Origin of the sequence: Pseudomonas canadensis (assembly GCF_030980095.1) — a bacterium.
GTDB classification, from domain to species: domain Bacteria; phylum Pseudomonadota; class Gammaproteobacteria; order Pseudomonadales; family Pseudomonadaceae; genus Aquipseudomonas; species Aquipseudomonas canadensis.
In genome coordinates this window covers 3,450,732-3,472,531 of the sequence record NZ_CP133298.1, presented here as the reverse complement: position 1 = coordinate 3,472,531, position 21,800 = coordinate 3,450,732, and the positions used below count along the sequence as shown (strand labels likewise).

Below are 21,800 nucleotides of genomic sequence, written 5' to 3'. Positions count from 1 at the left end.
TATGATAAATGTGGATCTGCAACAACTTATTCAGACATTGACCACCCAGGCCCGTCGGGATTTGGTGCGCGCTGCTGAACGTTGCGTAACGCGCGGCGGCAGAGAAGTACTGGTGGAAGACTTGTTGCTGGCCCTGCTGGAGCATCAAGACGGCCTTCTCGTACGGGCTATGGCAGATGCAGGCATTGAGGTGGGTGAGTTGCAAGCGGCACTGCAGCCCAAGGGGGAGGCGAGCGCATCACGCAACCCGGTGTTTGCCCAATCGCTTGTGCAATGGCTGCAGCAGGCCTTGATGGTTGCCCATCTGGAACTGCGCCAGACTGAAGTCGATCATGGCGCGCTGTTGCTGGCACTGCTGCGTCACCCGCTGCACCATGCGGGGAGTGCCTATCAGGTTTTGTTGAACCGCTTGGATACGCAGCGTTTACTGGGCTTTGTGTCGAGTCAGTCGCCTGGCGCGGATCCTTCGCCGACGAGCGAATCATTGCTGGAGCACTTCACTCACGACCTGACGCGCCAGGCGCTTGAAGGCCGTATCGATCCGGTGGTGTGCCGCGAAACTGAGATCGGCCAACTGATCGACATTCTCATGCGCCGGCGCAAAAACAACCCAATACTTGTCGGCGAAGCCGGTGTAGGCAAGACGGCCGTTGTCGAAGGCCTCGCGCTGCGCATTGCCACCGAGCAGGTGCCAGCCGCTCTAAAGGATGTGCGGGTGCTGACCCTGGATATGGGGCTGCTCCAGGCTGGAGCCAGCATCAAGGGTGAATTTGAGCGGCGCCTCAAGGGCGTGATCGACGAGGTCAATGCCTCGGCCAAACCGGTGATCCTGTTTATCGATGAGGCGCATACGTTGGTCGGTGCGGGCGCTCCGGCGGGTGGGTCTGATGCGGCTAATCTGCTGAAACCGGCCTTGGCCCGTGGTGAATTGCGCACCATCGCTGCGACCACTTGGTCGGAATACAAGAAGTACTTCGAGAGAGATCCGGCGTTGGCACGGCGCTTTCAGCCTGTACTGGTTGGCGAACCCAGTGTCGAGCAGGCGGTTTCGATCCTGCGCGGACTGGTCTCGGTATATGAACGCAGCCATGGCGTTTACGTGCGGGACGATGCGGTTGTGGCGGCGGCGCAGATGAGTGCCCGTTATCTGAGCGGGCGCCAGTTGCCCGACAAGGCGGTGGATGTGTTGGACACCGCTTGCGCTCGTTTGCGTACCCGTAGGGAGGCGGCGCCCGAAGAGTTGCAACGCCTCTATGCGGAACAGGCGAAAGGCGTGCGGCAGCATCAGGCAATAGGTCGTGACAGGGATGCAGGGTTTCCCGTGGATGAGCAAATACTCCACGGGTTGAACCTACGCATGGAGGAAATGGAAAGCGAGCGCCAGCTTCTGGAACAGTGCTGGCAGGAGCAACAAACATCGGCGCAGCAGGTATGCCCGCACCTGGTGGCGGAGGTCATCAGTGGCTGGACCGGTATCCCGGTTGAACAGTTGGCATGTGAGCACAGTACACGGGTGCTGGGTTTTGCCGATGCCCTACGCGCGCGCATTCTTGGCCAGGAACAAGCGGTGCAGGCTCTGGACCGCAACCTGCGCGCCGTTGCAGCAGGGCTCAACAAGGCCGAAGGCCCGGTTGGTGTGTTCCTGCTGGTGGGCCCAAGTGGCGTGGGCAAGACCGAGACTGCGCTGGCCCTGGGCGATCTGTTGTATGGCGGTGAGCGTTTTGTCACCACCCTCAACATGTCGGAGTTCCAGGAAAAACATTCACTGTCTCGCTTGATTGGCGCACCGCCCGGTTATGTCGGTTTCGGCGAGGGCGGTGTGCTGACCGAAGCCGTACGTCAACGCCCGTATTCTGTGGTGTTGCTCGACGAGGTCGAGAAGGCCGACCCGGAAGTCTTGAACCTGTTCTATCAGATTTTCGACAAAGGCCTGGCCAATGATGGGGAAGGCCGGGAAATTGACTTTCGCAACACGCTGATCCTGATGACGTCCAACTTGGGCAGCGAGTGCATCGGTGAACTGTGCGCAGACGGCGCGCGACCTGAAGTGCCAGTGCTGCAAGAGGCGATCCGTCCGTTGCTGCGCGACCACTTCAAACCCGCATTGCTGGCTCGCATGCGCGTCGTGCCGTATTACCCGGTGACGGGTGAGGCTCTGCATGACTTGACGAGACTCAAGCTGGAACGCTTGGGTCAACGGTTGCATCTGCGCAAGCTGGCGTTCAGCTATACGCCCGAGCTGGTTGCACACATGGCCAAGCGTTGCGCCCATAGCGATAGCGGCGCTCGCTACCTTGACCAATGGATCGAACTCCATTTGTTGCCGCAGGTGGTGGATCGCTTGCTGGCGGCGATGGCTCAAGACGAACCCTTGGCGCATGTGCATGCGTACCTGACGGAGAATGGTTCTCCCCTCTGTGAGTTCAGCCAATGAGGGAGAGCCGACCCACCCAGGAGCCCCAATCACAGGCATACCTCGACGCGTTGCTAGGCTGGTTCGTTCGTTTGGGTGCCGATGGCGACGAAATCACCTTGCCCGGGCTCTGTGTTGCGGCTGTGGCGCAGTTGAGCCAATGCGAACTCAGTCAGTGGTACTGGCGCGATGAGTCCACTGGCCGACTCGAACTGATTGCCCAGCATTTGCTCGGAGTGTTTTGTTCCGGCGATCCAGTCGGAACCAAGGACTTTCAGCATGAGCAGGTGTTGCACTATGTACTCAGCCATAAAACGGCTCTTAGCCTGGAGGACCTCGCCGGCAGCGTGTACGAGTGCGGGTTTCTGCCAGCACTGGAGACTCCCTGGGAAGCGCTGTCGTGTGTGCCGCTGTTCAACCGCGACAAGGCCATCAACGGCGTGTTGCTGCTTGCCAGCCAATGCCGGAGAAATTTGCACGACTACTCCCTCTCTTTGAGCCAGCTGGGAAGTTTTGCCTTGATGCAGCGGACTCTACTGAAGAGTCAGTGTTCCACAGGAAGTATCGCCCTTTTGAATGACCGTAAACCGGCCCCTCGAGCGGAGTTTGGGCTGATCGGCAGCAGTACGGCGATGGATCAGACGTACCGCCTGATCGGTAAGGTCATGCAGACGCCTTACACCGTATTGCTGCGCGGCGAGACGGGGACAGGCAAAGAGGTGGTGGCACGGGCTATCCATTCTGCAGGTCCGCGCAAAAGCAAAGCGTTCGTGGTGCAAAACTGTGCGGCGTTTCCCGAAGGATTGCTGGAAAGCGAGTTGTTCGGCTATCGCAAAGGGGCTTTCACGGGAGCTGAACGCAACCATGTGGGGCTGTTTGACGCGGCGCATGGAGGCACGCTGCTCTTGGACGAAATCGGCGATATGCCGCTGTCGCTGCAGGCCAAGTTACTGCGGGTCCTGCAGGAAGGCGAAGTTCGCCCGCTGGGCGCTACTGCCGCACACAAGGTTGACGTGCGCATCATTGCTGCGACACATCGTGACCTCTGCGCGATGGTAGCCCAAGGCAGTTTCCGCGAAGACCTCTATTACAGGCTGGCGCAATTCCCCATCGAACTGCCGCCCTTGCGCGAGCGTGACGGCGATGTGTTGCTGTTGGCGCGGGGTTTTTCGCAGCAAGCTTCCATTGCACTTGGACGTGTGCCGGTGTCGTGGTCCAGCGCGGCCCTTGACCAACTGTCGAGCTACGCCTTCCCCGGCAATGTTCGTGAGCTCAAATGCCTGGTGGAGCGTGCGGTACTGCTCTGCGATGACGGGGTGATCCTGCCGGTGCATCTTTCCTTGCCTGCGCCACCAGCCAATGACTCCGTCGATGCGACGTTGCGCCAACGTCTGGAGCGGGTAGAGCGGGTGTTCCTGATCGATTGTCTGCACAAGAACCGTGGTAATCGCACCCGAACTGCGCGTGAGCTGGGTGTCGCCCGCCGCACGCTGCTCTATCGCCTGGCGCGCCTGAAGATTCCCGTTGGCGATGTCCGTGAGGAAGGCTGAATGGAAGAAGTGTGGGCACCTGATTTTCATGGGAGATACCTGATGTTTTTTCATCCGTGGCAAGCCCTGGTGCTTGTGCTGTGTTTGTTGAGCGGCTGTAACGCCAATTATGTCTTTGATGATGCCGACTACCGTCCGTTGGGTGACCCCCAGGCGACACGTCGTGGGCAGTGAGCAGGAGAGCTCTGCCATGCAATTAGTGTTTGAAGTCTGCAGTGGCGTGAATAGTGAACCGCTGGCGCGCAAGGCGTTTGATGGTGTTGGCGGTGTGATCGGCCGTGGGACGGGTTGTGACTGGATCATCCCCGATACCCACCGCCTGATCTCCAGTCATCACGCCTTGGTCAGTTATCGAGAAGGCCACTACTACCTGACGGATATCAGCAGCAACGGCATCAGTGTTTCAGGCAGCATGGAACGCCTGGGCAAAGGGCAGGCGCGGTTGATCACTGAGGGTGAAGTGTACCAACTGGGACGGTTGGAAATTCGTGCCCGGTTGGTGGCAAATGAACGGCGGTCGTTTGCTGGGGATGATGTGATTCCAGACGACGCGTTCCTCGGGCTTGACCCTGTTGACGCGCTGGATCGCGAGCAAATGCGTGTCAGCTCATCGGCAGAATTGGACGGCCTGGATACGTCAACGCAGGTGACTTTCCAATCGCACATTCAAGGGCCTGTGGATCGCGATCATCTGATCGTACCGACATGGGCTGAACCCGACAGGAAAGAGATACCTCCCGAACCCGCCATGGCCTTGCCTTCTGCCTCGCATGTGTTCTGGCCGCAGTTTGCGCAAGCATTGGGTGTGCAAGTGGATACGCTTGATACGCCAGTCCGCGAAGCCCTCGCGATCAAGGTGGCCGGGCTGTTCAGACAAGTCATCGAAGGGCTGCAGCAAAACCTACGAACCCGCGATGAGCTGAACAGCGAGATCAACATTGCATTGACCCCCCCAGTGTCAAACATCCTCAACCCGCTGAAAGCTTGCGCCGACAGCCAGGCTGCCATGGCGTCACTGCTGGGGGCTGGTGCCCCGGGAGAGCTCGCTGCCGAGCAAGCCGTCGCCCAGGCCTGTCGAGACCTGCAAGTTCATCAAGTGGCCATGACCGTGGCTTGTCGGACCGCGGTGCGGGGTGCATTGGCAGCCTTTGCGCCGGGGCATTTGTTGCTGTGCTTCGAGCGCGAGGGCAAGCCACCCAGGTTTTTCACCGAGGCAGCTTATTGGCGGGCATACCAACGCCACTATCGACGATTGGTTGACGAAGATCCCTTGGGCCATCAGTGGTCGCGTAATGATTTTTCCAGTGCCTATGAGGAGCAGGTACGCCTGATTTGCGCCCTGAATGTGGGGTGCCCAGGATGATGTTCGCGTGCCGAGTTGCGGCCCTATCACTGCTGTCAGCACTGTGCCTGTTGGCCGGATGTAGCAGCCTTTCACCTTTTTCGACCCTGACCAAACTGGACTTGACGTTGATCGCAGGTGACGAAGTCAACCCCGACCTGCACGGTCGCCCCTCTCCCGTGGTGGTGCAACTGATTGAACTACGGCACCCCGTGGCCTTTGAAAATGCCGATTTTTTCAGCCTCTACGACCGCTCCGAACAGACACTCTCCAAGGATTGGGTCAGCAGCGAGGAGTTGGAATTGCGTCCTGGTGAACGGCAGGCACTCAAGCTCAGTGTCCAGCCGCATAGCCGCTATGTCGGCGTACTGGCGGCGTATCGCGACTTGCCTCATGTGCAATGGCGGCTCGTGCTGCCGGTAGTCCCGGGGCAATTTACGCGTGCCGACATTGTGTTGGACCAGACGGGGCTACGGATGGCAACCCCTCAGACAGACAGGACGGAGAATTGAGATGCAGGTCCATAACGTTATCTGGCAAGAGGGCATGCTGTTGCGGCCCCAGCACTTGCAACACAATGACCGCTACTACCATCGACAGCTCAACCGAACTCGGTTGCTGAGCAGTGATGCGTGGGGGTTCCTGATCCTGGACATCGATATGCAGTACCTCAACCTGGGCAAGGTCGTTGTCAACCAGGCCAGCGGAGTATTGCCGGACGGCAGCTTGTTTGAGTTGAGCGGCGCGATGGAGCCTTTGGTGTTGCAGGTGCCTGCCAATGCGGGCAGGCAAGCTGTTTATCTGGCGTTGCCGCTGGCGACCGAGAATCAGGTTGAGGTGCGCAGGAAGGAGCAAAGCGATGTGCTGGCACGCTACGTCGCCTGTGAATCGGAAATCGGCGACTCCAACGCCGGCGTTGATTCTCGTTGCCAGATCAACTGTGCACACCCGGACTTTCGGCTGATGCTGGGCGATGGGCCCAGTGATGCGTTCTACGTGAAGCTCCAGGTCGCCCAAGTGCAAGATTCGACTCGCGAGGATGGCGTAAGCCTGGATGCGGACTTTGTGCCGACGTTCATCTATCTCCAGAGCGCCGGATATGTGCCGTCATGCATCAAGGAGGTGATCAGTCTGCTGGCGACGCGTGGCGATGCGATTGCAACGCGAATCCAGGGGAGTGGTGCCTCGACAGGAGCACAGGTCGGCGACTTTCTGATGCTGCAACTGATCAATCGTGCCGAGTTGGTCCTGCGTCACTACCTGGTGCAGGCTCAAGTGCGTCCGGAGCTGCTGTATCGGGAGTTGCTCTCGATCCTCGGCGAACTGTCGACGTTCGCCAACGACAACAAGCGCGCACAACTTGCCGTGCACTACCGGCATGGCGATCAGGGGGCGAGCTTTCGTGGGCTGATGGAGGGGCTTCGCGCTGTATTGTCGTCGGTGCTGGAACAACATGCCATCGAGTTGGCGTTGCAAAAGCGGCAATACGGGGTGCTGGTTTGCCCGCTCAGTGATCTCAAGTTGCTCGGCACCGCCACCTTCATTTTGGCCGCCACCGCCCAATGTGATTCGGAAGAGCTTCGCCATCGTTTGCCGGCGCATCTCAAGATCGGCGCCGTAGAACGCATCCGCGAGCTGGTGAACCTGCACCTGGCCGGTATCAAGGTCCAGCCGCTGCCGGTCGCGCCGCGGCAGATTCCGTATCACGCCGCCAAGACCTATTTCATGCTCGAACTCAGTCCTCGTGACATCGCGCAGTTGGAGCAGTCGGGTGGTTTTGCCTTCCACGCGAGCGGCGAATTCGCGGAGCTAGAACTCAACTTCTGGGCTATCAGGAACTGAATACCATGACGAAGGGCAGTGAATACCCGCAGGATGAAAAAACCGTACTACTTGACCGTGATGGGCTCGGGCCGGCGCTGGGACCCGTTACAGACTTCCCATCGCCGCCACGCTTCGCGCAGTTGGAAGATCGGATGATCTACGCCGCCAACCTCCCGGGGCAGCGTTTCAAAATGGGCACCAACATGCTGTTGGCAGCGGGCTGGGAGCTCTTGTCGCAGATTGCCCAGCTCAAGGCCAGCCCCGCTCGGGAAAGCTTGCAAGCGCTCAATGACCAGCTCTCATCGTCCATCAGCGCATTTGAGGCCCATGCCTTGCACTTGGGGGCAGAGAGCAGCCAGGTGATGTCGGCGCGTTATGTGCTGTGCAGTGTCATCGACGAGGCGGTAGTCACCACGCCTTGGGGCAGTTGCAGCGATTGGTCGAAGAAGAGCCTGTTGAGCCGCTTTCACAACGAAACCTTCGGTGGTGAAAAGTTTTTCCAGTTGCTGGAGCGATTGTCCCGCGATCCCGTCAAGCATATTGCCATGCTGGAGCTTATGTACCTGTGCCTGTCGTTGGGATTCGAAGGCAAATACCGCGTCATGGAGCGGGGAAGGGGGCAACTGGAAACGATCCAAGATGCTGTTTACCGCCAGGTCAGGCATGTGCGAGGTGACCGGGTGCCGCTATCCATCACTCCCGAGAGAGGGAAAGTTCCTCGGGTACGAATACGGATTGTCTCCGTCATGTGGGTCGTTATTTGTGTGCTGGCTTGTTTACTGGTGATGTATTCGGGGTTTGCCTGGGTGCTGAACCAGGAGCGCGAGGCGGCGCTGCAACCTCTTCAACCTCTGGTGTCAGGCTTGTCTCGGACACCCTCGTAACGCTGGGAGCAATGGATGAACGCATTCTTCAAAGGAGTGGGTACGGTGCTGCGCAAAAGTTGGGTATACAGCTTGCTCCTAGTGCTGTCCAGTGCGCTGCTGGTGTGGTTTTTCGGGCCCTTGCTGGCGGTGGATGACTACCGTTTCTGGCAAAGTCCGACGTCCCGTTTGCTGACCATCAGCGGGTTTCTATTGCTGTGGGGGCTGGCGATGGTCGTGGTTGGCGCGCGTCGTACCGTGTGGTTGAATCAGCCAGCAGAGCATGAGCGTCATCAGCGGCAGGCACTGATCAACGATGAAATACGACAGGTGCGGGAGCGCTTCAAGGAGGCGCTGCAGGCGTTGAAAACCTCACGACGCTACGGTGAGCGCAGCGAGCGTTGGCGAGAGGAGTTGCCCTGGTATCTATTGATTGGCGAGCAAGGCAGCGGCAAGACCAGCCTGCTGGCGGCCAGCGGCTTGCCGTCTGCACTGGACTCCCCTGAAACGGCGCCACAGGGGGCCACGTCTTGGTGTGAGTGGTATTTTGCCGAAGAAGCCGTACTGGTCGAGGCCGCGGGCCGTTATCTGGGCCAGCCGGACTCTTCAGTGGATGAAGCGGGATGGTCGACCCTACTCGACATGCTCAAGCGGCGGCGTAGGTCGCGGCCACTCAATGGCGTAGTCGTCACGTTGTCAGTCGACACACTTTCAAGCAGCAATGAGCACGACCTGGAACGTCATGCCCGCCATGTGCGTACCCGCTTGCAGGATATCCAGCAAACACTGCACGTGGATGTACCAGTGTATTTGGTGTTGACCCAGTCTGACCGGTTGGCCGGGTTTTCCGAGTTTTTTGATGCTCAGCAGGGCGATGATGCAGACCAGGTCCTGGGAGGGTATCTGGGTACCGACCTCGTCCAAGTGAGAGCAGTGTTCGAGAGCTTGCTGCAACGCCTGGGTGGGGAGTTGATTCCGCGCTTGCATCACGAGCGAAATGTCGAGCGTCGAAGGCGCATGCTTGATTTTCCCCGGCAGGTCGCACGCATTGGTGACTGTCTATGCCTGTTTATCGAGGCGGCGTTTTCTGTCAATCGCTATCAGCCTATCAATGCTCTGCGAGGTTTCTATCTGACGTGTGCGAAGACCGTCGATGTACGTCCCCATTTTGTACAGGGGCTGTTTAAGCGCGTGATTTTTGCCGAGGCCGACCTGGCCGGGCTGCTTGATCCGGAACGGCAGCGCATACGCCGACGCCACGGATTGATGGCGCTGGCAGCGACTGTGGTTATCGGGGCTGTGGGGGTAGTGTGGGCGCACAGTTACGCGTTCAACCATCAGCGCCTAGTGCAATTACGGGGACTGATCAGCACCCAGCCCGCCCCGCCGCGAGGGGCGGACGAGAGCCATGCTTTGCTGGCGCTGCTGGACGGTCGACTGGCGGCAACCCAAGTGTTTTCACCGCAGGCCGAAGCACGGTGGATTGATCGGGCCGGCTTGTATCAGGGGGCGCTGAGTAGCCCGCCACTGGCTGCAGCTTATGAACACGCCCTGCAGCAGCAGTTTTTGCCATACGTGACCACCCTGCTCGAAGGGCGAGTGCGAGGCAGCCTGGGTGACCGCGAACACTTGCTGGATAGCCTGCGTGCCTACCTGATGCTCAATCTGCGTGGGCGGCTTGATAAGGGCTGGCTGGCAGAGTATGTGTCTGGCCAGTGGTCGGGAGACTCTTCGGCGAATAAGCGCTTGAATGAACACTTTTTACGCCTCCTCGAACAACCGTTTCAGGCGCCATTGAATGAAGAGTTGGTCGCCCAGGCTCGCTTGGTATTACGCGGTGAGTCACTGATGGAGGTGGTCTACAGGGCGCTGCGGGAGCAAGCGCGAAACCTGGAGCCTTATCGCCTGGCCGAAGGTCCGGCGTTTACCAGAGGCGAGCCGCCTATACCGGGGTTTTATACCAAGAAATACCTACTGCTGTTCGAACAGCAGGGTACTCAGATGGTCAATGCCATTGCTCAGGACAATTGGGTACTTGGAGAGGGTACTGACCTGAGTGTAATGGATCTACGCAGGCTGATGCTGGCGCTGGAACAGCGCTATTTCAGTGAGTACGCCGACGCCTGGAGCGACGCTCTCGGTCGGATCAAGCTGCGGGAAAGTGGCAGCCTGCAACAAGACGCTGAACAGCTTGCAAGCCTTACATCGGCTCAATCGGCTTTGGTGCAGTTGTTGCAGCAGGTGCGCGAAAACACTCGCTTAGTGTCGGCTTCCGATCGACTTGAAACGGAAGTCCAGCAAGTCGGCGAGCTGGGCACGGTGACTTCCAGGGACCTGACCCGAGCAGTGTTACCTGATAATGCCCGGCGTGCCTTGCAACGCCGTTTCGAGCCCTTGCATCAATTGCTCGACGAACAGCAGAACCCAAGGGGCGAGTTGACGCAGGCATTGCGCTTGCTGGATGAGCTGCAATTGCAATTGTCGACAGTGAGCCGGGACAGCTCACCGGAGCAGGCAGCGTTCAAAATGGCCAGGCAACGGATGGATGGACAGCAGCCGCTGCTGGGCAACTTGCGTGACACGGCGGCTCGCTTTCCGCAGCCGCTCAAAGGGTGGTTCGAAGGCATTGCCGACCAAAGCTGGCGCCAACTGCTCGATGGCGCCTACGGGTTTGTAAATCAGCACTATCAAAACGAAGTCTATGGCTTCTATGCGAAAGCCATTCAGCGTCGTTACCCATTCGATGCGCATGCGGGCAGTGACGTTGCCCTAGGCGACTTCCAGGCGTTTTTCAAGCCTCGGGGTGCTATGGCGCGCTTTTTTGAGAGCTACCTGCGGCCGTTCGTCACCGTCGAGGGCAACCGCTATCGCCTGCGGGGGATAGAAGGGCGCAGCCTGCCGATGTCGCGCCTGTTACTGGAACAGCTGACCAAGGCCCAGATCATTCGCCAAGGTTTTTTTACCGAGGAACAGGGAGATTGGGCCGTACGGTTCACGCTGGCGCCCTACAGCCTGGACCAGGCCGTCAGCCGGGCGACGCTGCGGGTGGGTGATCAGCAGTTGGAATACCGCCACGGCCCGATCGTGTCGATGGCGTTCCATTGGCCGAGTGAAGCGGAGAATGGTCGCAGCAGCCTGGTGCTGGAGCGCGGTGCCGAGCGGCCATTGGGCATTGAGAAAGACCGTGGCGCCTGGTCGATGTTCCGGTTTTTCGACCTGATGCAAAGCGAGCCCGCGAGCGGCAGGGATGCGCAGGTTCTCAAGGCTGACCTAGCTGGCCTGCGGGCCAATTACCTGCTCACCAGTCAACGCGACCCAAGCCCATTCCATATGGCGACGTGGCGCACCTTCCGCCTGCCGGAGCAATTGTGAGCGGTGCGCAGTCATGGCTGAGTGCCGGGCGCACGGCGCAAGGCAAGAGCCGTGCACGCAACGAGGATGCCTTCCTCGATTGCCCGCAACGGGGTTGTTGGGCGGTGGCGGATGGTATGGGCGGGCATCATGCCGGAAATGTAGCCAGCCAACGGGTGGTTCGCAGCCTTGCTGCACTGCCAGGCCAAGGCGATTTCGACCAACGGATCGAGGCCGTTCGACGGTGCCTACGGGGTCTCGACAGCCAGTTACAACCCGCCGATGGCGTGGCGGGCATCATGGGCAGTACCGTGGTGGTGCTGTTATTGGCACATGATCGCGCCGCCTGTATCTGGGCCGGGGATAGCCGATGCTACCTGTGGCGAGGGCAGCGGCTGTATCAACTGTCGCGGGACCACTCCTTGCAGCAGCAACTGATAGACACGCAACAGTTGAGCCCGGAACTCGCCCAGGCTCATCCTGGCGCAAGAGCCTTGACCCGCGCGGTGGGTGCCAGGCAGCCATTGAGCCTTGAGATACTGGAACTGCGTTCCCAGCCCGGTGACGTGTTTTTGTTGTGCAGCGACGGTCTGTACCAGGGGCTCAGTCACCGGGAATTGGGGAGTGCCATGAGCGCGAGCACGCCACGGCAGGCGGTGGATCGGTTGTTCAGCAGTGTGCTGCTGGGGCCGGCACGGGATGATCTGACCGCCGTGGTGGTCCGGCCATGAGCGCGGCGGCAGGCCCGCCGAAAGTGCTGGCCGGGCGCTATCAGCTTGAGCGAATCCTCGGTGCCGGGGGAATGGGTGTGGTTTATCGCGCGCGGGACTTGCTGCATGAAGCGTTCGGCGAGCCAGACTGTCGCGTGGCGCTGAAATTGTTAAGCGAGACCCTATCCGCGTCCACTGACGCGCATGTGCTGCTCTACAGCGAATTCGCCCTGACCCGAAGCCTGCGACATGACCATGTGGTACGTGCATTTTCTTTCGAGGTAGACACGGCGCACCAAGTGGCGTTCTTCACCATGGAACTGATGCCCGGCCTGACGCTCGACCGAGTGCTTCCGGAATGTCCTCAGGGATTGCCGTGGCAGGAGTTACAGCCCATGGCCCTGCAACTGCTGGATGCACTGGCCTACACCCATCGGCAAGGTGTCCTGCATGGCGATGTGAAACCGGCGAATATCATGGTCGGGGAGCAGGGGGTACGTCTGTTCGATTTTGGCTTGGGTCACGCGCAAGCCCAGGCGGAGGCTGGATTACCAGGTTTGAGCCGCAACCGGCTGAATGCCTGGACTCCCGCCTATGCAGCGCCGGAGCTGATGGCAGGCGGGTTGCCGTCGGCGAGCGCCGACTTGTATGGGGCGGCCCGAGTGCTCTACGAAATGGCAGAGGGACGGCGGCCCGTAGAGCGTCAACGTAATCAACGGTTGCCGCGGCCCAGGCAACTGCCCAGGCAGTACTGGCCTTTGTTATGTTCAGCACTGGCCATGGACCCTGAGCAGCGAACCGTCGATGTTGCCGAGCTGTGCGAGGGGTTGGCAGCCCGTCGGTGCCTATGGTTCATGGGCTAGTGCGTCAACCGGCCAAATCATGCATCCGACAGTACTCGTCCCAGCTCAACCCCGCCATCTGTGCCACTTCCTTGTGTACTTCAAGGCGTTGGGTTTCAAAGGCTTCGGGCGACTCGGCGGTCAGTTTCAGGGTCAACTCCCAGGCAAACAGGCCCTGGCGTTCGGCCTCGGCTTCGAAGGCCTCGTGCAGCCGTTCGGCGCGGTACTGCGCCAGGGTTTCGCCCTTGGCTTGTGCGGCGAGCGGGTTCAGGGTGTCGAGTTCTGCAGCGACATCGGGGTGTTCGTTGACGAACCTGTTCAATGCCAACTGGTGGTTATCGCCGGGTGGTGACAAGGACTTACTCCATTCGATGGCCGGGCTTTGGATATGGCGGGCGCGTTTGCGTAGCCGGCGGTGGGTCATTGCAAGTATGAGGTTGAGTAAAAACAATAACAGGTAGGCTATCCGCGCCGCAGCAGATTTGGTCAGTGGTCCACGTAAGAAAATTCAATTATTTAGAGAATCTAAAGAATTGCCTGTCATCCATTACGGAAAAAACACCTGGATGAATGGCAAAAGGCTTTCGCTCATCGTGCCAGGACGTGTAGCGTTAACCCCGTATTTCCGGCCCTGCCTTCCAGGGACAGAGGGCGATGGGCAGAGGGATGGGTCATGGCGCAAACGCTGTTCAAGCTTTTCTTCACCCAACGTCTGGCTGCCTTGGCCAGCACTGAGTCTCTTCGAGCGATTCGCGAAGGTTTGTTGTGGATCCTGCCATGCCTGTTGGTGTCGGCAAGCTTCCTGATCCTGTCTGAATGCGCGCGGGTGCTGGGTTTCGATGCGCAAGTGGTGGCGTTCCTCGCTGGCTTGCATAACCAGATCAGCTCCGTGATCCCGCTGCTGGTCGCTGCGTCCATCGGTTACATGCTGGCAATCCAGCATCGTCTGCCACAACTGCCGGTAGCGTTCCTGTGCCTGGCCCATGTGGTGGTGGCGACGTTTATCCTGCGTGAATACCCCCGGGCTTCAGCCACCTTCGTCCTGTTTATCGCGATTGCCTCGCCGCTGTTGAATGTGCCGGCAATCGCCTGGCTGCACCGTTATCGCTGGACTCGGTTGGTCAATGAGGACTTGGTAGGGCACAACCTGCGGGGCACGATCAATATGGTGGTGCCTGGCGCGATCACCGCGCTGGCGTTGGTGATGGTGCTGTCCGTGTTGTTGCAGGTGCCTTATGTGGCGCAGTTGCAGGGACCACAAGTACTTGATGCCTTGCAATCGCCTTACGGTAGCGGCCTGTTTGTGACCCTGATGAATTCGCTGCTGTGGTTCTTCGGCATCCACGGTGTCTATGCCATGCAGCCGCTGTTCGATGTGCTGGACCAGGCGGTGGTGCTGAACAATGCCGCGGCGGCGGCGGGCGAGCCGCTCAAATACCTGTTGAACAGCGGCCTGCTGGGCAGCTTCGCGTTTATCGGCGGTTCGGGCGGAGCACTATGCCTGTTGCTGGCGATCTTGCTGTTCTCCAAGAGCCAGTCCATGCGCTTGTTGGCGGTGGCAAGTCTGCCGCTGTCGCTGTTCAACGTCAGTGAGGTGCTGTTGTTCGGTTTGCCGATCATCCTCAATCCGCGCTTGTTCATTCCCTTTCTGATTGTGCCTGCGTTGAACGCCATGGTGGCGTTGACGGTGGTGCAGATGGGTTGGGTCTCGCCGGCGGTGGTCAGCGTTCCGTTTACGGCGCCTGTGCTGCTCAATGCCTACCTGAGCACGCACGGCGACCTCGCGGCAGTGGCGTTGCAGCTGACGCTGCTGGGCCTCGGCACGTTGGTGTATGCGCCGTATGTGCACGCGATCCATCGCCAGACCACTGAAGGTGGCACGGTGTACCTCAAGTCCCTGGACATGACCTTTCGAGGTCTTGAAGAAAAGGGCCGGCTGCGTGAGCTGGACCCCGTGCTTGCGTCTCACAAGGCCCTGGCGCGCCAGGCCAATGAACTGAGCCGCATCCAGCAAATCAGCGACTACGAGTTCTACCTCGAATTCCAGCCACAGGTCTCGACCCGTACCGGCCTGTGCACCGGTTGTGAGGCGCTGATGCGTGCCCGCGATGCCCAAGGCAAGGTGCATTCGCCCTGGGAGTTCCTGCAGTGGCTGGCCCAGGCGCGGTTGATGCCGGACGTGGATGTGTGGGTCGCGTCCCAGGCGGTGCGCCAATACCAGAAGTGGCAGAAGCTCGGCTTTGCCTTGCCGATGACCATCAATATTTCCAGCGCGACCTTGACCGACGCCGCCTACGGTGAGCGCCTCGTAGAAATCCTGGCCCAGGCCCACGGGCAAGTCTCGGTGGAAATCACCGAAGACGCGCTGGTCAGCGATATCCAAGCCACGCGCCAGACTATCCAGAAGCTGCAAGCCATCGGCGCCAAGGTCTATATCGATGACTTCGGTACCGGGTTTTCGGCCTTGAGTTACCTGCATCAGTTTCCGGTGGATTTCATCAAGATCGATCGTAGTTTCGTGGTGGCCCAGCACGATCCCAAGGGCGCTCAGGTCATGACCGGCATGTTGCGCTTCTGTGAGGCGCTGAACCTGGGCGTGGTGGTGGAAGGCGTGGAGACCGCCGAGCAGTTGGCCTTCCTGAACACCGGCGCCGAGTTGATCATTCAGGGCTGGTATTTCAGCAAGGCACTGCCGGGCGATCAGTTGGAAGGTTTTGTGCGTGAGCGCGCTGCCTTGGCGCGAGCCTAATACACGCGTTGGGTCTGCTCGATCTCCTCGACCAGGGCGTCAATCCCGGCCAGGCGCGCACGGTTGTCGTGATCCCAGGGGTGAAAGCCGGGTTTAAAGTAATGCAGCCACGGCACCAGCATCCGTGGGAACACGCCCCTGGGGCCATACAGAAATTTCAGCATGCGCCAGAAGCCTTTCAGATGCCCGCCAGACTTGCGGTCAGCGATCAGCAGGCGTAGGTGAAAATCGAACACCACCAGCCAGAACAACACCGTGGTGGTGAGCATGGTCCCGGTACGCAGCAAATAGCGCATGGGCCCGGGCTTGATTACGGTGTTCCAGACATCGAAGGCCACTGCTTTGTGTTCGGTTTCCTCCAGGGCATGCCAGTACCACATCTGTTGGTAGCCCTTGAGTGAGTCACCGAAGCGAGACGGATCGCTCAGCAGGATTTCGGCCAGCATCGCGGTGTAGTGTTCCAAGGCAATGGTCACGGCCAGGTTGAAAGACGCCGGCATGTGTTTTTTCTGCCAGTCGAGGATGAATTTCAATCGGCGGTCCAAGGTATGCGCCGGCAACCCGGCCGCTTGCAGCAAGTCGTTGTAGGCCACGTGTTCGCGGCTGTGCATGGCTTCCTGGCCGATAAACCCCTGGACCTCTTTTTTTAGCTCAGGGTCATCAATACGCTGGCGGTAGTGACGCACGCTGTCCATGAAAAACAGTTCGCCCTGGGGAAATAGCAGCGACAGCGCATTGAAGAAGTGCGTGATGAACGGACCCTGTTCATGCCAGTCCTTGATGTGCTCGGCGGGCAGGGCGAAACGGATGTCACGGCGGATCGGCAACATAATGCGTGCTCCTGTTCAGAGACGGGGCTCGTCGTTGGTTTCAAACACCGGCGTGCGTGGCTTGGGCGCCATGCGTTTGCTGGCGAACACCACCAGCGCTTGATAGGCCGCCGGCAGGCAGCGGGCGAGCAGGTCGAGGAAATACGCGTCGCGGCCGATTAGCACGCGGCGCTTGTTCTTGCGTACGCCGTGCAGGATCACTTTGGCAGCCTGGTCGGCGTCGGTGATGAACAGCTTTTCGAAGTCGGCGCGGGCCTGTTGTTCGCTGTGGATCAGGAACCCTGTCATGTTGGCGTCGATACGGCTGCTGCGACAGATATCGGTGCGAATGCCGCCGGGGTGCACGCAGGTGGCTGACACGCCGCAACCCTGCATATCCAGTTCCTGGCGCAGGGATTCGGTAAAGCCGCGCACGGCAAACTTGGTGGCGTTGTAGCCGCTCATGCCCGGTTGGGCAAACAGGCCGAACACGCTGGAGGTGTTGACGATATGGCCGTCGCCTGAGGCTTTGAGGTACGGCAGAAACGCCTTGGTGCCGTGGACCACCCCCCAGAAGTTGATGCCGACGATCCATTCCAGGTCGGCGTAGTCCACGCCCTCCACCGTGCTCGACAGGGCCACCCCGGCATTGTTGAAGACCAGGTTGACCTGGCCGTGATCGGCTGCGCAGCGTGCAGCCCAGTCCTCCATGGCCGTGCGATCGGACACATCCAGCACCTGCGTAGTGATCAACACCGGTGCCAGGGTTGAGGCCTTGATCAATGCCAACGTCTGTTCCAGCCCCTGGCTGTTTTTGTCCGCCAACGCCAGGTGGCAACCCTCCCGCGCCAGGGCCATTGCCAAGGCGCGACCCATGCCGGATGCAGCGCCGGTAATGGCCGCGACACGGCCGTTGAATGACTTCATGACAAGCTCCCTTCGGCAGTGGAATGGGGCGTAGGTACAGGCCGGTTGGGCGCATTGACCGGCATCAGACTGGTCACATAGTCCTTGAGCGCAAACTGGCGGGTGACGCGTTTGAAGCGCCAGGTCGAGCCCGGCCATAACGTGGTGTTCTTGCCCGTGCGTGGGTCCAGGTACCAGCTTTGGCATCCTCCGGTGTTCCAGATGGTGCGCTTGAGCTGGGCCTGCAGCTGTTGGTTGTAGGCGCTTTCCACGCTGGGTTTGACATCCACGCTGGCGATGCGATGCCGCTGCATTTGCTCAAGCGCGTCGAGGATGTAGGTCACCTGTGCTTCGATCATCAGGATCATTGAGTTGTGCCCCAGGCCAGTGTTGGGCCCGACGATCAGGAACAGGTTGGGATAACCGGGCACCGTAGTGCCCTTGTAGGCATGGGCACCGTCTTGCCAGGTGTCCATCAGGTCCACGCCGCCGTGCCCGATGATGCAGTCGCGGGGCAGGGGATCGGTGGCCTGGAAGCCGGTGCCGAAGATCAGGCAGTCGGCCGGGTGCTTGATACCGTCGGCGGTGATCACACCGTCGGCTTCGATGCGCAATACATTGTCGGTGACCACCTCGACATTGCTGCGTGACAGCGCAGGGTAGTAGTCATTGGAGATCAGCACGCGCTTGCAGCCGATGGTGTAGTCCGGGGTCAGGGTCTTGCGCAGGGAAGGGCGCGCCACTTGTTTGTGCAGGTGGCGCAGGGCGATTTTCTGCACCATCTTCATCAGCCGTGGGTGCAGGGCAAAGCCGACCACGCGGCCCTCGAGCGCCCAATAAAAGGCGCTGCGCACCAGGCGTTGGGTGAAAGGCAGGTGTTTGAACAACCAGCGTTCGAAAGGCGAAATGGCCCGGTCGGGCTTGGGCATGATCCACGGTGGCGTGCGCTGGAACAGGTCCAGGTGAGCCACGTGCGGCGCTATCTGCGGCACGAATTGAATGGCGCTGGCGCCCGTGCCGATCACCGCCACGCGTTTACCCTTCAAGGAGTACGCGTGGTCCCACTGCTGTGAGTGAAAGCGCTTGCCCTTGAAGCTGTCGAGCCCTGGAATATCCGGCAGCGCCGGCCGCGACAGGCCGCCCATACCCGAGACCAGCACCCGTGCACTGACCTGGCGACCATCGCTGAAGCGCAATTGCCAGCGCTGTTGTTGCTCATCGAAAACTGCCCGTTCAAGGCCCATGCCGAAACGCAAGTAGGGCGCCAGCTCGAAACGCGTGGCGCATTGCTCCAGATAAGCGCGGATCTCCGCTTGTGGCGCGAACTGCCGCGTCCAGTTCGGGTTCGGCGCGAAGGAAAACGAATACACATGGGACTGCACATCGCAGGCGCAGCCTGGGTAGTGGTTGTCACGCCAGGTGCCGCCGAGGGTGTCGGCCTGTTCGGCGATAAAGAAGTCGGTGAACCCGGCCTCCTTGAGCTTGATCGCCATGCACAGCCCGGCAAAGCCGGAGCCAATGATCGCGATGTCGATAGAGTCGCTCTGGGTATTCATAAGCATTCCTTCATGGGCATCGGGTGTGCTCCTTTTCTTGTTGTGTCTTTTAGATAGAACACCATTGCAAAGAAAAATTGAATTACTTATTTTAAAAAAGATTTTAAATAATCTACCTGAAAATATCGCCTACGCTAGTCCCAGGCTCCTCATGTGTGATTTGTCCGACGGACAAGCACGATGTTCAGGCCCAGGGTATGGGCGATAGCTGAGGCCTTGATCAATTCCGGTCGGGTCGACAGCAGCAGGGATGCAGAGGACCGAGCTATGGCTGTTGAATGGGTTATCGCTGCGGCTGTGTTGATAGGCGCGAGCGCCGTTTTATGGGGATTCAGCGCGTGGATGAAACGGCGCATTGAAGCCGCCGTTCCGAGCAACGGGCGCTTTCTGGAGGTGGATGGCGAGCGCTTTCATTACTACGAAGAGGGTAAGGGCCCACCGCTGGTGATGATTCACGGGTTGATGGGCAGCAGTCGCAACCTGACGTATGCACTGTCCGGGCAGTTGCGTGAACACTTCCGTGTCATCACGCTTGACCGTCCTGGGTCGGGATATTCCACGCGCCACAAAGGCACCGCTGCGGACCTGCCGGCCCAGGCGCGTCAGGTGGCGGCCTTTATCAATACGCTCGGCCTGGATAAACCCATGGTGCTGGGGCATTCCCTGGGCGGTGCGATTTCCCTGGCGCTGGCCCTCGACCATCCCCATGCGGTGTCGGGGTTGGTATTGGTGGCGCCACTGACCCATCCACAACCCACGTTGCCCGTGGTGTTCTGGTCACTGGCGGTGCGACCGGCTTGGCTGCGGCGCTGGGTGTCTCACACCCTCACGGTGCCCATTGGCCTGTTGACGCGCCGTGCGGTGGTCAAGGGGGTGTTCGCACCAGACAATGCCCCTGACGATTTCGCCACCCGTGGAGGTGGCCTGCTGGGCATGCGCCCCGACAACTTCTATGCCGCGTCCAGCGAGATCTCCCTGGTCAATGACGCCCTGCCGGACATGGTCAAGCGCTACCCGCAATTAACGTTGCCCATCAGCCTGATCTATGGCGCGCAGGACAAGGTCCTGGACTTTCGCAAACACGGCCAGGCCCTGGCCGACAAGGTCCCAGGCCTGAAGCTGCAGGTGGTGGAGGGACGCGGGCACATGTTGCCGATCACTGCCACCGCGCGGGTGGTGGAGGCGGTGCAACAGTTGGCCAAGCGTGCGCGGCCAGCGCCAACCGCTGCGATCCTGCATCCGCCGTTTGCGTTGGCAAGCAAATAACCGTGTCGTCCACTGCGGGTTGTACCGTCCGAAATGCTTGCCCTAGAGACCTGACCAGGCGGCTGAAAAAGAGACTGCCCAGTCACGTAGAAAAGGCCTCGAAAAAGTAGTTGACGACCTAACGATTCCGCGCTATTTCTTTAAAAAAATATTTCAATGTTTATTTTGAAATGATTTTTGAAATGCCTAAGAGCGAATAAAAATGAAAAAAACGTCTTTTATCGCATGGTTGATTTCCTGGAGCAGTCAACGCTCCCTGAACCTGTTTTCCGCTTCCCAGCATCGGTGGCTGCCATGAATCAGACACTGGCAGCTCCAAGCGTATGGACCGACGGCAAGCGTCACCTGTGGTGGTTGGGCATCATGCCCCTGGCCACCCCTTTGTTGTCTGGCGCACTGGCTATTACCACCGGTATCCAGCAACTCTGGTGGGTCGGTGTATTGGTGATCTTCGGCCTGATCCCGCTGATTGACGGCCTGCTCGGTGAAGACGTGAGCAACCCGCCCGAATCAGCCGTCAGCCACCTTGAATCCCAAAGTTACTACCGCTGGATCGTCTACACCGGCGTGCTGTTTGTCATCTCGTCGGTACTGATTACGGGTTGGCTCGCCGCTGCCGGTATCGACTGGATCATCCAGGGTGGGCTGTTGCAGGCCACCGCGAACCTGGAACCGTCGAGTTGGTTGTCCCATACCGCCAGCTACATCACTGCACGCACTCAACTGCATGGCGAAGTGAGCTGGTTCACTTACCTGGGCATGGCCATGTCGACCGGCGCCGCAACTGGCATCGCGATCAACACGGCCCATGAGCTGGGGCATAAACCCAATGCGCTGGAAGTGTTCCTGGCCAAGGTCACCCTGGCCCCGACCTTCTACGGGCACTTCTACACCGAACATAACCGTGGCCATCACGTACGTGTTGCCACGCCAGAAGATCCTGCCAGTTCGCGGCTGGGGGAGAGTTTCTGGGCGTTCCTGCCACGCTCGGTCTGGTTCAGTGCCCGCTCGGCCTGGAACCTGGAGCGCGAACGTCTGCGCAAGCTCGATCTACCTGCCTGGCACTGGCAAAACGGTGTGCTGAGCGCCTGGATGTACAGCGTGGTGTTGTGGGGGGCGATGATCGCCTGGCTTGGATGGGCGGTTGTGCCGTTCCTGATCATCCAAGGCATCTACGGTTTCTCGCTGTTGGAAGTAGTGAACTATGTCGAACACTACGGACTTAAACGCCAGAAGTTGCCCAATGGTCGTTATGAGCGCTGCTCTCCACGGCATTCATGGAACAGCAACCGTATTGTTACCAATATCTTCCTGTTCCAACTTCAACGGCACTCTGATCACCATGCCAACCCGACCCGTAGTTACCAGTCGTTGCGCCACTTTGATGAATCGCCGCAACTGCCCTATGGCTACGCGAGCATGATTGTCTGGGCGTATGTGCCGTACTTGTGGCGCCGCCGCATGGACCATCGTGTACTGAATCATTATGCCGGGGATATCACTCTTACAAATCTTCAACCTTCACAACGGTTGAAGTACCTGGAGAAGTACAGCAACAGCGCCAAACCGTTTTAAGTTCATGTAACACATTGTTTGCGTACTCGGGGCCTGCGTGCCGC

General features: G+C 59.5%; 17 protein-coding genes. 13 read left to right on the top strand and 4 right to left on the bottom strand.

Annotation, left to right across the window (positions count from 1 at the left end; genetic code table 11):
* The first annotated feature begins 1 nt into the window (after position 1).
* From RB216_RS15765 to RB216_RS15720, 10 genes are read left to right on the top strand one after another with little or no spacing between them, the layout of a single operon-like run.
* Positions 2-2,434 carry an AAA family ATPase gene (locus tag RB216_RS15765; protein ID WP_236319704.1) on the top strand — a complete coding sequence of 811 codons (2,433 nt, stop codon included), beginning with the start codon at positions 2-4 and terminating at the stop codon, positions 2,432-2,434.
* Positions 2,431-3,963 carry a sigma-54 interaction domain-containing protein gene (locus tag RB216_RS15760; RefSeq protein ID WP_308907525.1) on the top strand — a complete coding sequence of 511 codons (1,533 nt, stop codon included), beginning with the start codon at positions 2,431-2,433 and terminating at the stop codon, positions 3,961-3,963. Before RB216_RS15765 ends, RB216_RS15760 begins: the two co-directional genes overlap by 4 nt.
* 42 nt (positions 3,964-4,005) lie before the next feature.
* Positions 4,006-4,137 (top strand): hypothetical protein, encoded by a 132-nt coding sequence (locus tag RB216_RS15755; RefSeq protein WP_028616507.1) that lies wholly within the window; start codon positions 4,006-4,008, stop codon positions 4,135-4,137.
* A gap of 16 nt (positions 4,138-4,153) precedes the next feature.
* On the top strand, positions 4,154-5,326 hold the full coding sequence (tagH, locus tag RB216_RS15750; RefSeq protein WP_308908886.1) for a type VI secretion system-associated FHA domain protein TagH: 1,173 nt from the start codon (positions 4,154-4,156) through the stop codon (positions 5,324-5,326).
* Positions 5,326-5,817 carry a type VI secretion system lipoprotein TssJ gene (gene tssJ, locus RB216_RS15745; RefSeq protein ID WP_372514688.1) on the top strand — a complete coding sequence of 164 codons (492 nt, stop codon included), beginning with the start codon at positions 5,326-5,328 and terminating at the stop codon, positions 5,815-5,817. Before tagH ends, tssJ begins: the two co-directional genes overlap by 1 nt.
* A gap of 1 nt (position 5,818) precedes the next feature.
* On the top strand, positions 5,819-7,147 hold the full coding sequence (gene tssK / locus RB216_RS15740) for a type VI secretion system baseplate subunit TssK (protein ID WP_308907524.1): 1,329 nt from the start codon (positions 5,819-5,821) through the stop codon (positions 7,145-7,147).
* A gap of 5 nt (positions 7,148-7,152) precedes the next feature.
* On the top strand, positions 7,153-8,013 hold the full coding sequence (icmH, locus tag RB216_RS15735) for a type IVB secretion system protein IcmH/DotU (protein WP_122684770.1): 861 nt from the start codon (positions 7,153-7,155) through the stop codon (positions 8,011-8,013).
* A gap of 15 nt (positions 8,014-8,028) precedes the next feature.
* On the top strand, positions 8,029-11,364 hold the full coding sequence (gene tssM / locus RB216_RS15730) for a type VI secretion system membrane subunit TssM (RefSeq protein WP_308907523.1): 3,336 nt from the start codon (positions 8,029-8,031) through the stop codon (positions 11,362-11,364).
* On the top strand, positions 11,361-12,074 hold the full coding sequence (locus tag RB216_RS15725; protein ID WP_122814549.1) for a PP2C family protein-serine/threonine phosphatase: 714 nt from the start codon (positions 11,361-11,363) through the stop codon (positions 12,072-12,074). The genes tssM and RB216_RS15725 overlap by 4 nt, the downstream gene beginning before the upstream one ends.
* Positions 12,071-12,916 (top strand): serine/threonine-protein kinase, encoded by an 846-nt coding sequence (locus tag RB216_RS15720; protein ID WP_028616500.1) that lies wholly within the window; start codon positions 12,071-12,073, stop codon positions 12,914-12,916. The genes RB216_RS15725 and RB216_RS15720 overlap by 4 nt, the downstream gene beginning before the upstream one ends.
* Before the next feature lie 4 nt (positions 12,917-12,920).
* Here RB216_RS15720 and RB216_RS15715 read toward each other — a convergent pair whose 3' ends face one another.
* Entirely contained in the window at positions 12,921-13,250 is a 330-nt protein-coding gene (locus tag RB216_RS15715) for a DUF6388 family protein (protein ID WP_028616499.1), read from the bottom strand.
* Positions 13,251-13,568: 318 nt separating this feature from the next.
* On the opposite strand from RB216_RS15715, the gene RB216_RS15710 reads away from it, so the two are divergent.
* Positions 13,569-15,644, top strand: a complete 2,076-nt coding sequence (locus RB216_RS15710) for an EAL domain-containing protein (RefSeq protein ID WP_028616498.1) — start codon at positions 13,569-13,571, stop codon at positions 15,642-15,644.
* Here the strand turns inward: RB216_RS15710 and RB216_RS15705 are convergent.
* The 3 genes from RB216_RS15705 to RB216_RS15695 are packed head-to-tail and all read right to left on the bottom strand — an operon-like array spanning position 15,641 to position 18,915.
* Positions 15,641-16,474: a metal-dependent hydrolase gene (locus RB216_RS15705; RefSeq protein ID WP_028616497.1), complete on the bottom strand. Its 834-nt coding sequence runs from the start codon at positions 16,472-16,474 to the stop codon at positions 15,641-15,643. The two genes, RB216_RS15710 and RB216_RS15705, sit on opposite strands and share 4 nt — an antisense overlap.
* A gap of 15 nt (positions 16,475-16,489) precedes the next feature.
* Positions 16,490-17,380 (bottom strand): SDR family NAD(P)-dependent oxidoreductase, encoded by an 891-nt coding sequence (locus tag RB216_RS15700; RefSeq protein ID WP_028616496.1) that lies wholly within the window; start codon positions 17,378-17,380, stop codon positions 16,490-16,492.
* The gene (locus tag RB216_RS15695) at positions 17,377-18,915 is read right to left on the bottom strand and encodes a flavin-containing monooxygenase (protein WP_308907522.1); all 1,539 of its coding nucleotides are present in this window, start codon (positions 18,913-18,915) and stop codon (positions 17,377-17,379) included. Before RB216_RS15695 ends, RB216_RS15700 begins: the two co-directional genes overlap by 4 nt.
* A gap of 267 nt (positions 18,916-19,182) precedes the next feature.
* On the opposite strand from RB216_RS15695, the gene RB216_RS15690 reads away from it, so the two are divergent.
* Positions 19,183-20,181 carry an alpha/beta fold hydrolase gene (locus RB216_RS15690; protein ID WP_050587848.1) on the top strand — a complete coding sequence of 333 codons (999 nt, stop codon included), beginning with the start codon at positions 19,183-19,185 and terminating at the stop codon, positions 20,179-20,181.
* A 294-nt stretch (positions 20,182-20,475) separates the two neighbouring features.
* Positions 20,476-21,756, top strand: coding sequence for an alkane 1-monooxygenase (locus RB216_RS15685; RefSeq protein ID WP_308907521.1), 1,281 nt, complete (start codon positions 20,476-20,478; stop codon positions 21,754-21,756).
* Positions 21,757-21,800 lie beyond the last annotated feature (44 nt).

Coding starts and splice junctions, on each gene's coding strand:
- RB216_RS15765 (WP_236319704.1), top strand. CDS start 2: ATGATAAATGTGGATCTGCAACAACTTATTCAGACATTGACCACCCAG.
- RB216_RS15760 (WP_308907525.1), top strand. CDS start 2,431: ATGAGGGAGAGCCGACCCACCCAGGAGCCCCAATCACAGGCATACCTC.
- RB216_RS15755 (WP_028616507.1), top strand. CDS start 4,006: ATGTTTTTTCATCCGTGGCAAGCCCTGGTGCTTGTGCTGTGTTTGTTG.
- tagH (WP_308908886.1), top strand. CDS start 4,154: ATGCAATTAGTGTTTGAAGTCTGCAGTGGCGTGAATAGTGAACCGCTG.
- tssJ (WP_372514688.1), top strand. CDS start 5,326: ATGTTCGCGTGCCGAGTTGCGGCCCTATCACTGCTGTCAGCACTGTGC.
- tssK (WP_308907524.1), top strand. CDS start 5,819: ATGCAGGTCCATAACGTTATCTGGCAAGAGGGCATGCTGTTGCGGCCC.
- icmH (WP_122684770.1), top strand. CDS start 7,153: ATGACGAAGGGCAGTGAATACCCGCAGGATGAAAAAACCGTACTACTT.
- tssM (WP_308907523.1), top strand. CDS start 8,029: ATGAACGCATTCTTCAAAGGAGTGGGTACGGTGCTGCGCAAAAGTTGG.
- RB216_RS15720 (WP_028616500.1), top strand. CDS start 12,071: ATGAGCGCGGCGGCAGGCCCGCCGAAAGTGCTGGCCGGGCGCTATCAG.
- RB216_RS15710 (WP_028616498.1), top strand. CDS start 13,569: ATGGCGCAAACGCTGTTCAAGCTTTTCTTCACCCAACGTCTGGCTGCC.
- RB216_RS15705 (WP_028616497.1), bottom strand. CDS start 16,474: ATGTTGCCGATCCGCCGTGACATCCGTTTCGCCCTGCCCGCCGAGCAC.
- RB216_RS15700 (WP_028616496.1), bottom strand. CDS start 17,380: ATGAAGTCATTCAACGGCCGTGTCGCGGCCATTACCGGCGCTGCATCC.
- RB216_RS15695 (WP_308907522.1), bottom strand. CDS start 18,915: ATGAATACCCAGAGCGACTCTATCGACATCGCGATCATTGGCTCCGGC.
- RB216_RS15690 (WP_050587848.1), top strand. CDS start 19,183: ATGGCTGTTGAATGGGTTATCGCTGCGGCTGTGTTGATAGGCGCGAGC.
- RB216_RS15685 (WP_308907521.1), top strand. CDS start 20,476: ATGAATCAGACACTGGCAGCTCCAAGCGTATGGACCGACGGCAAGCGT.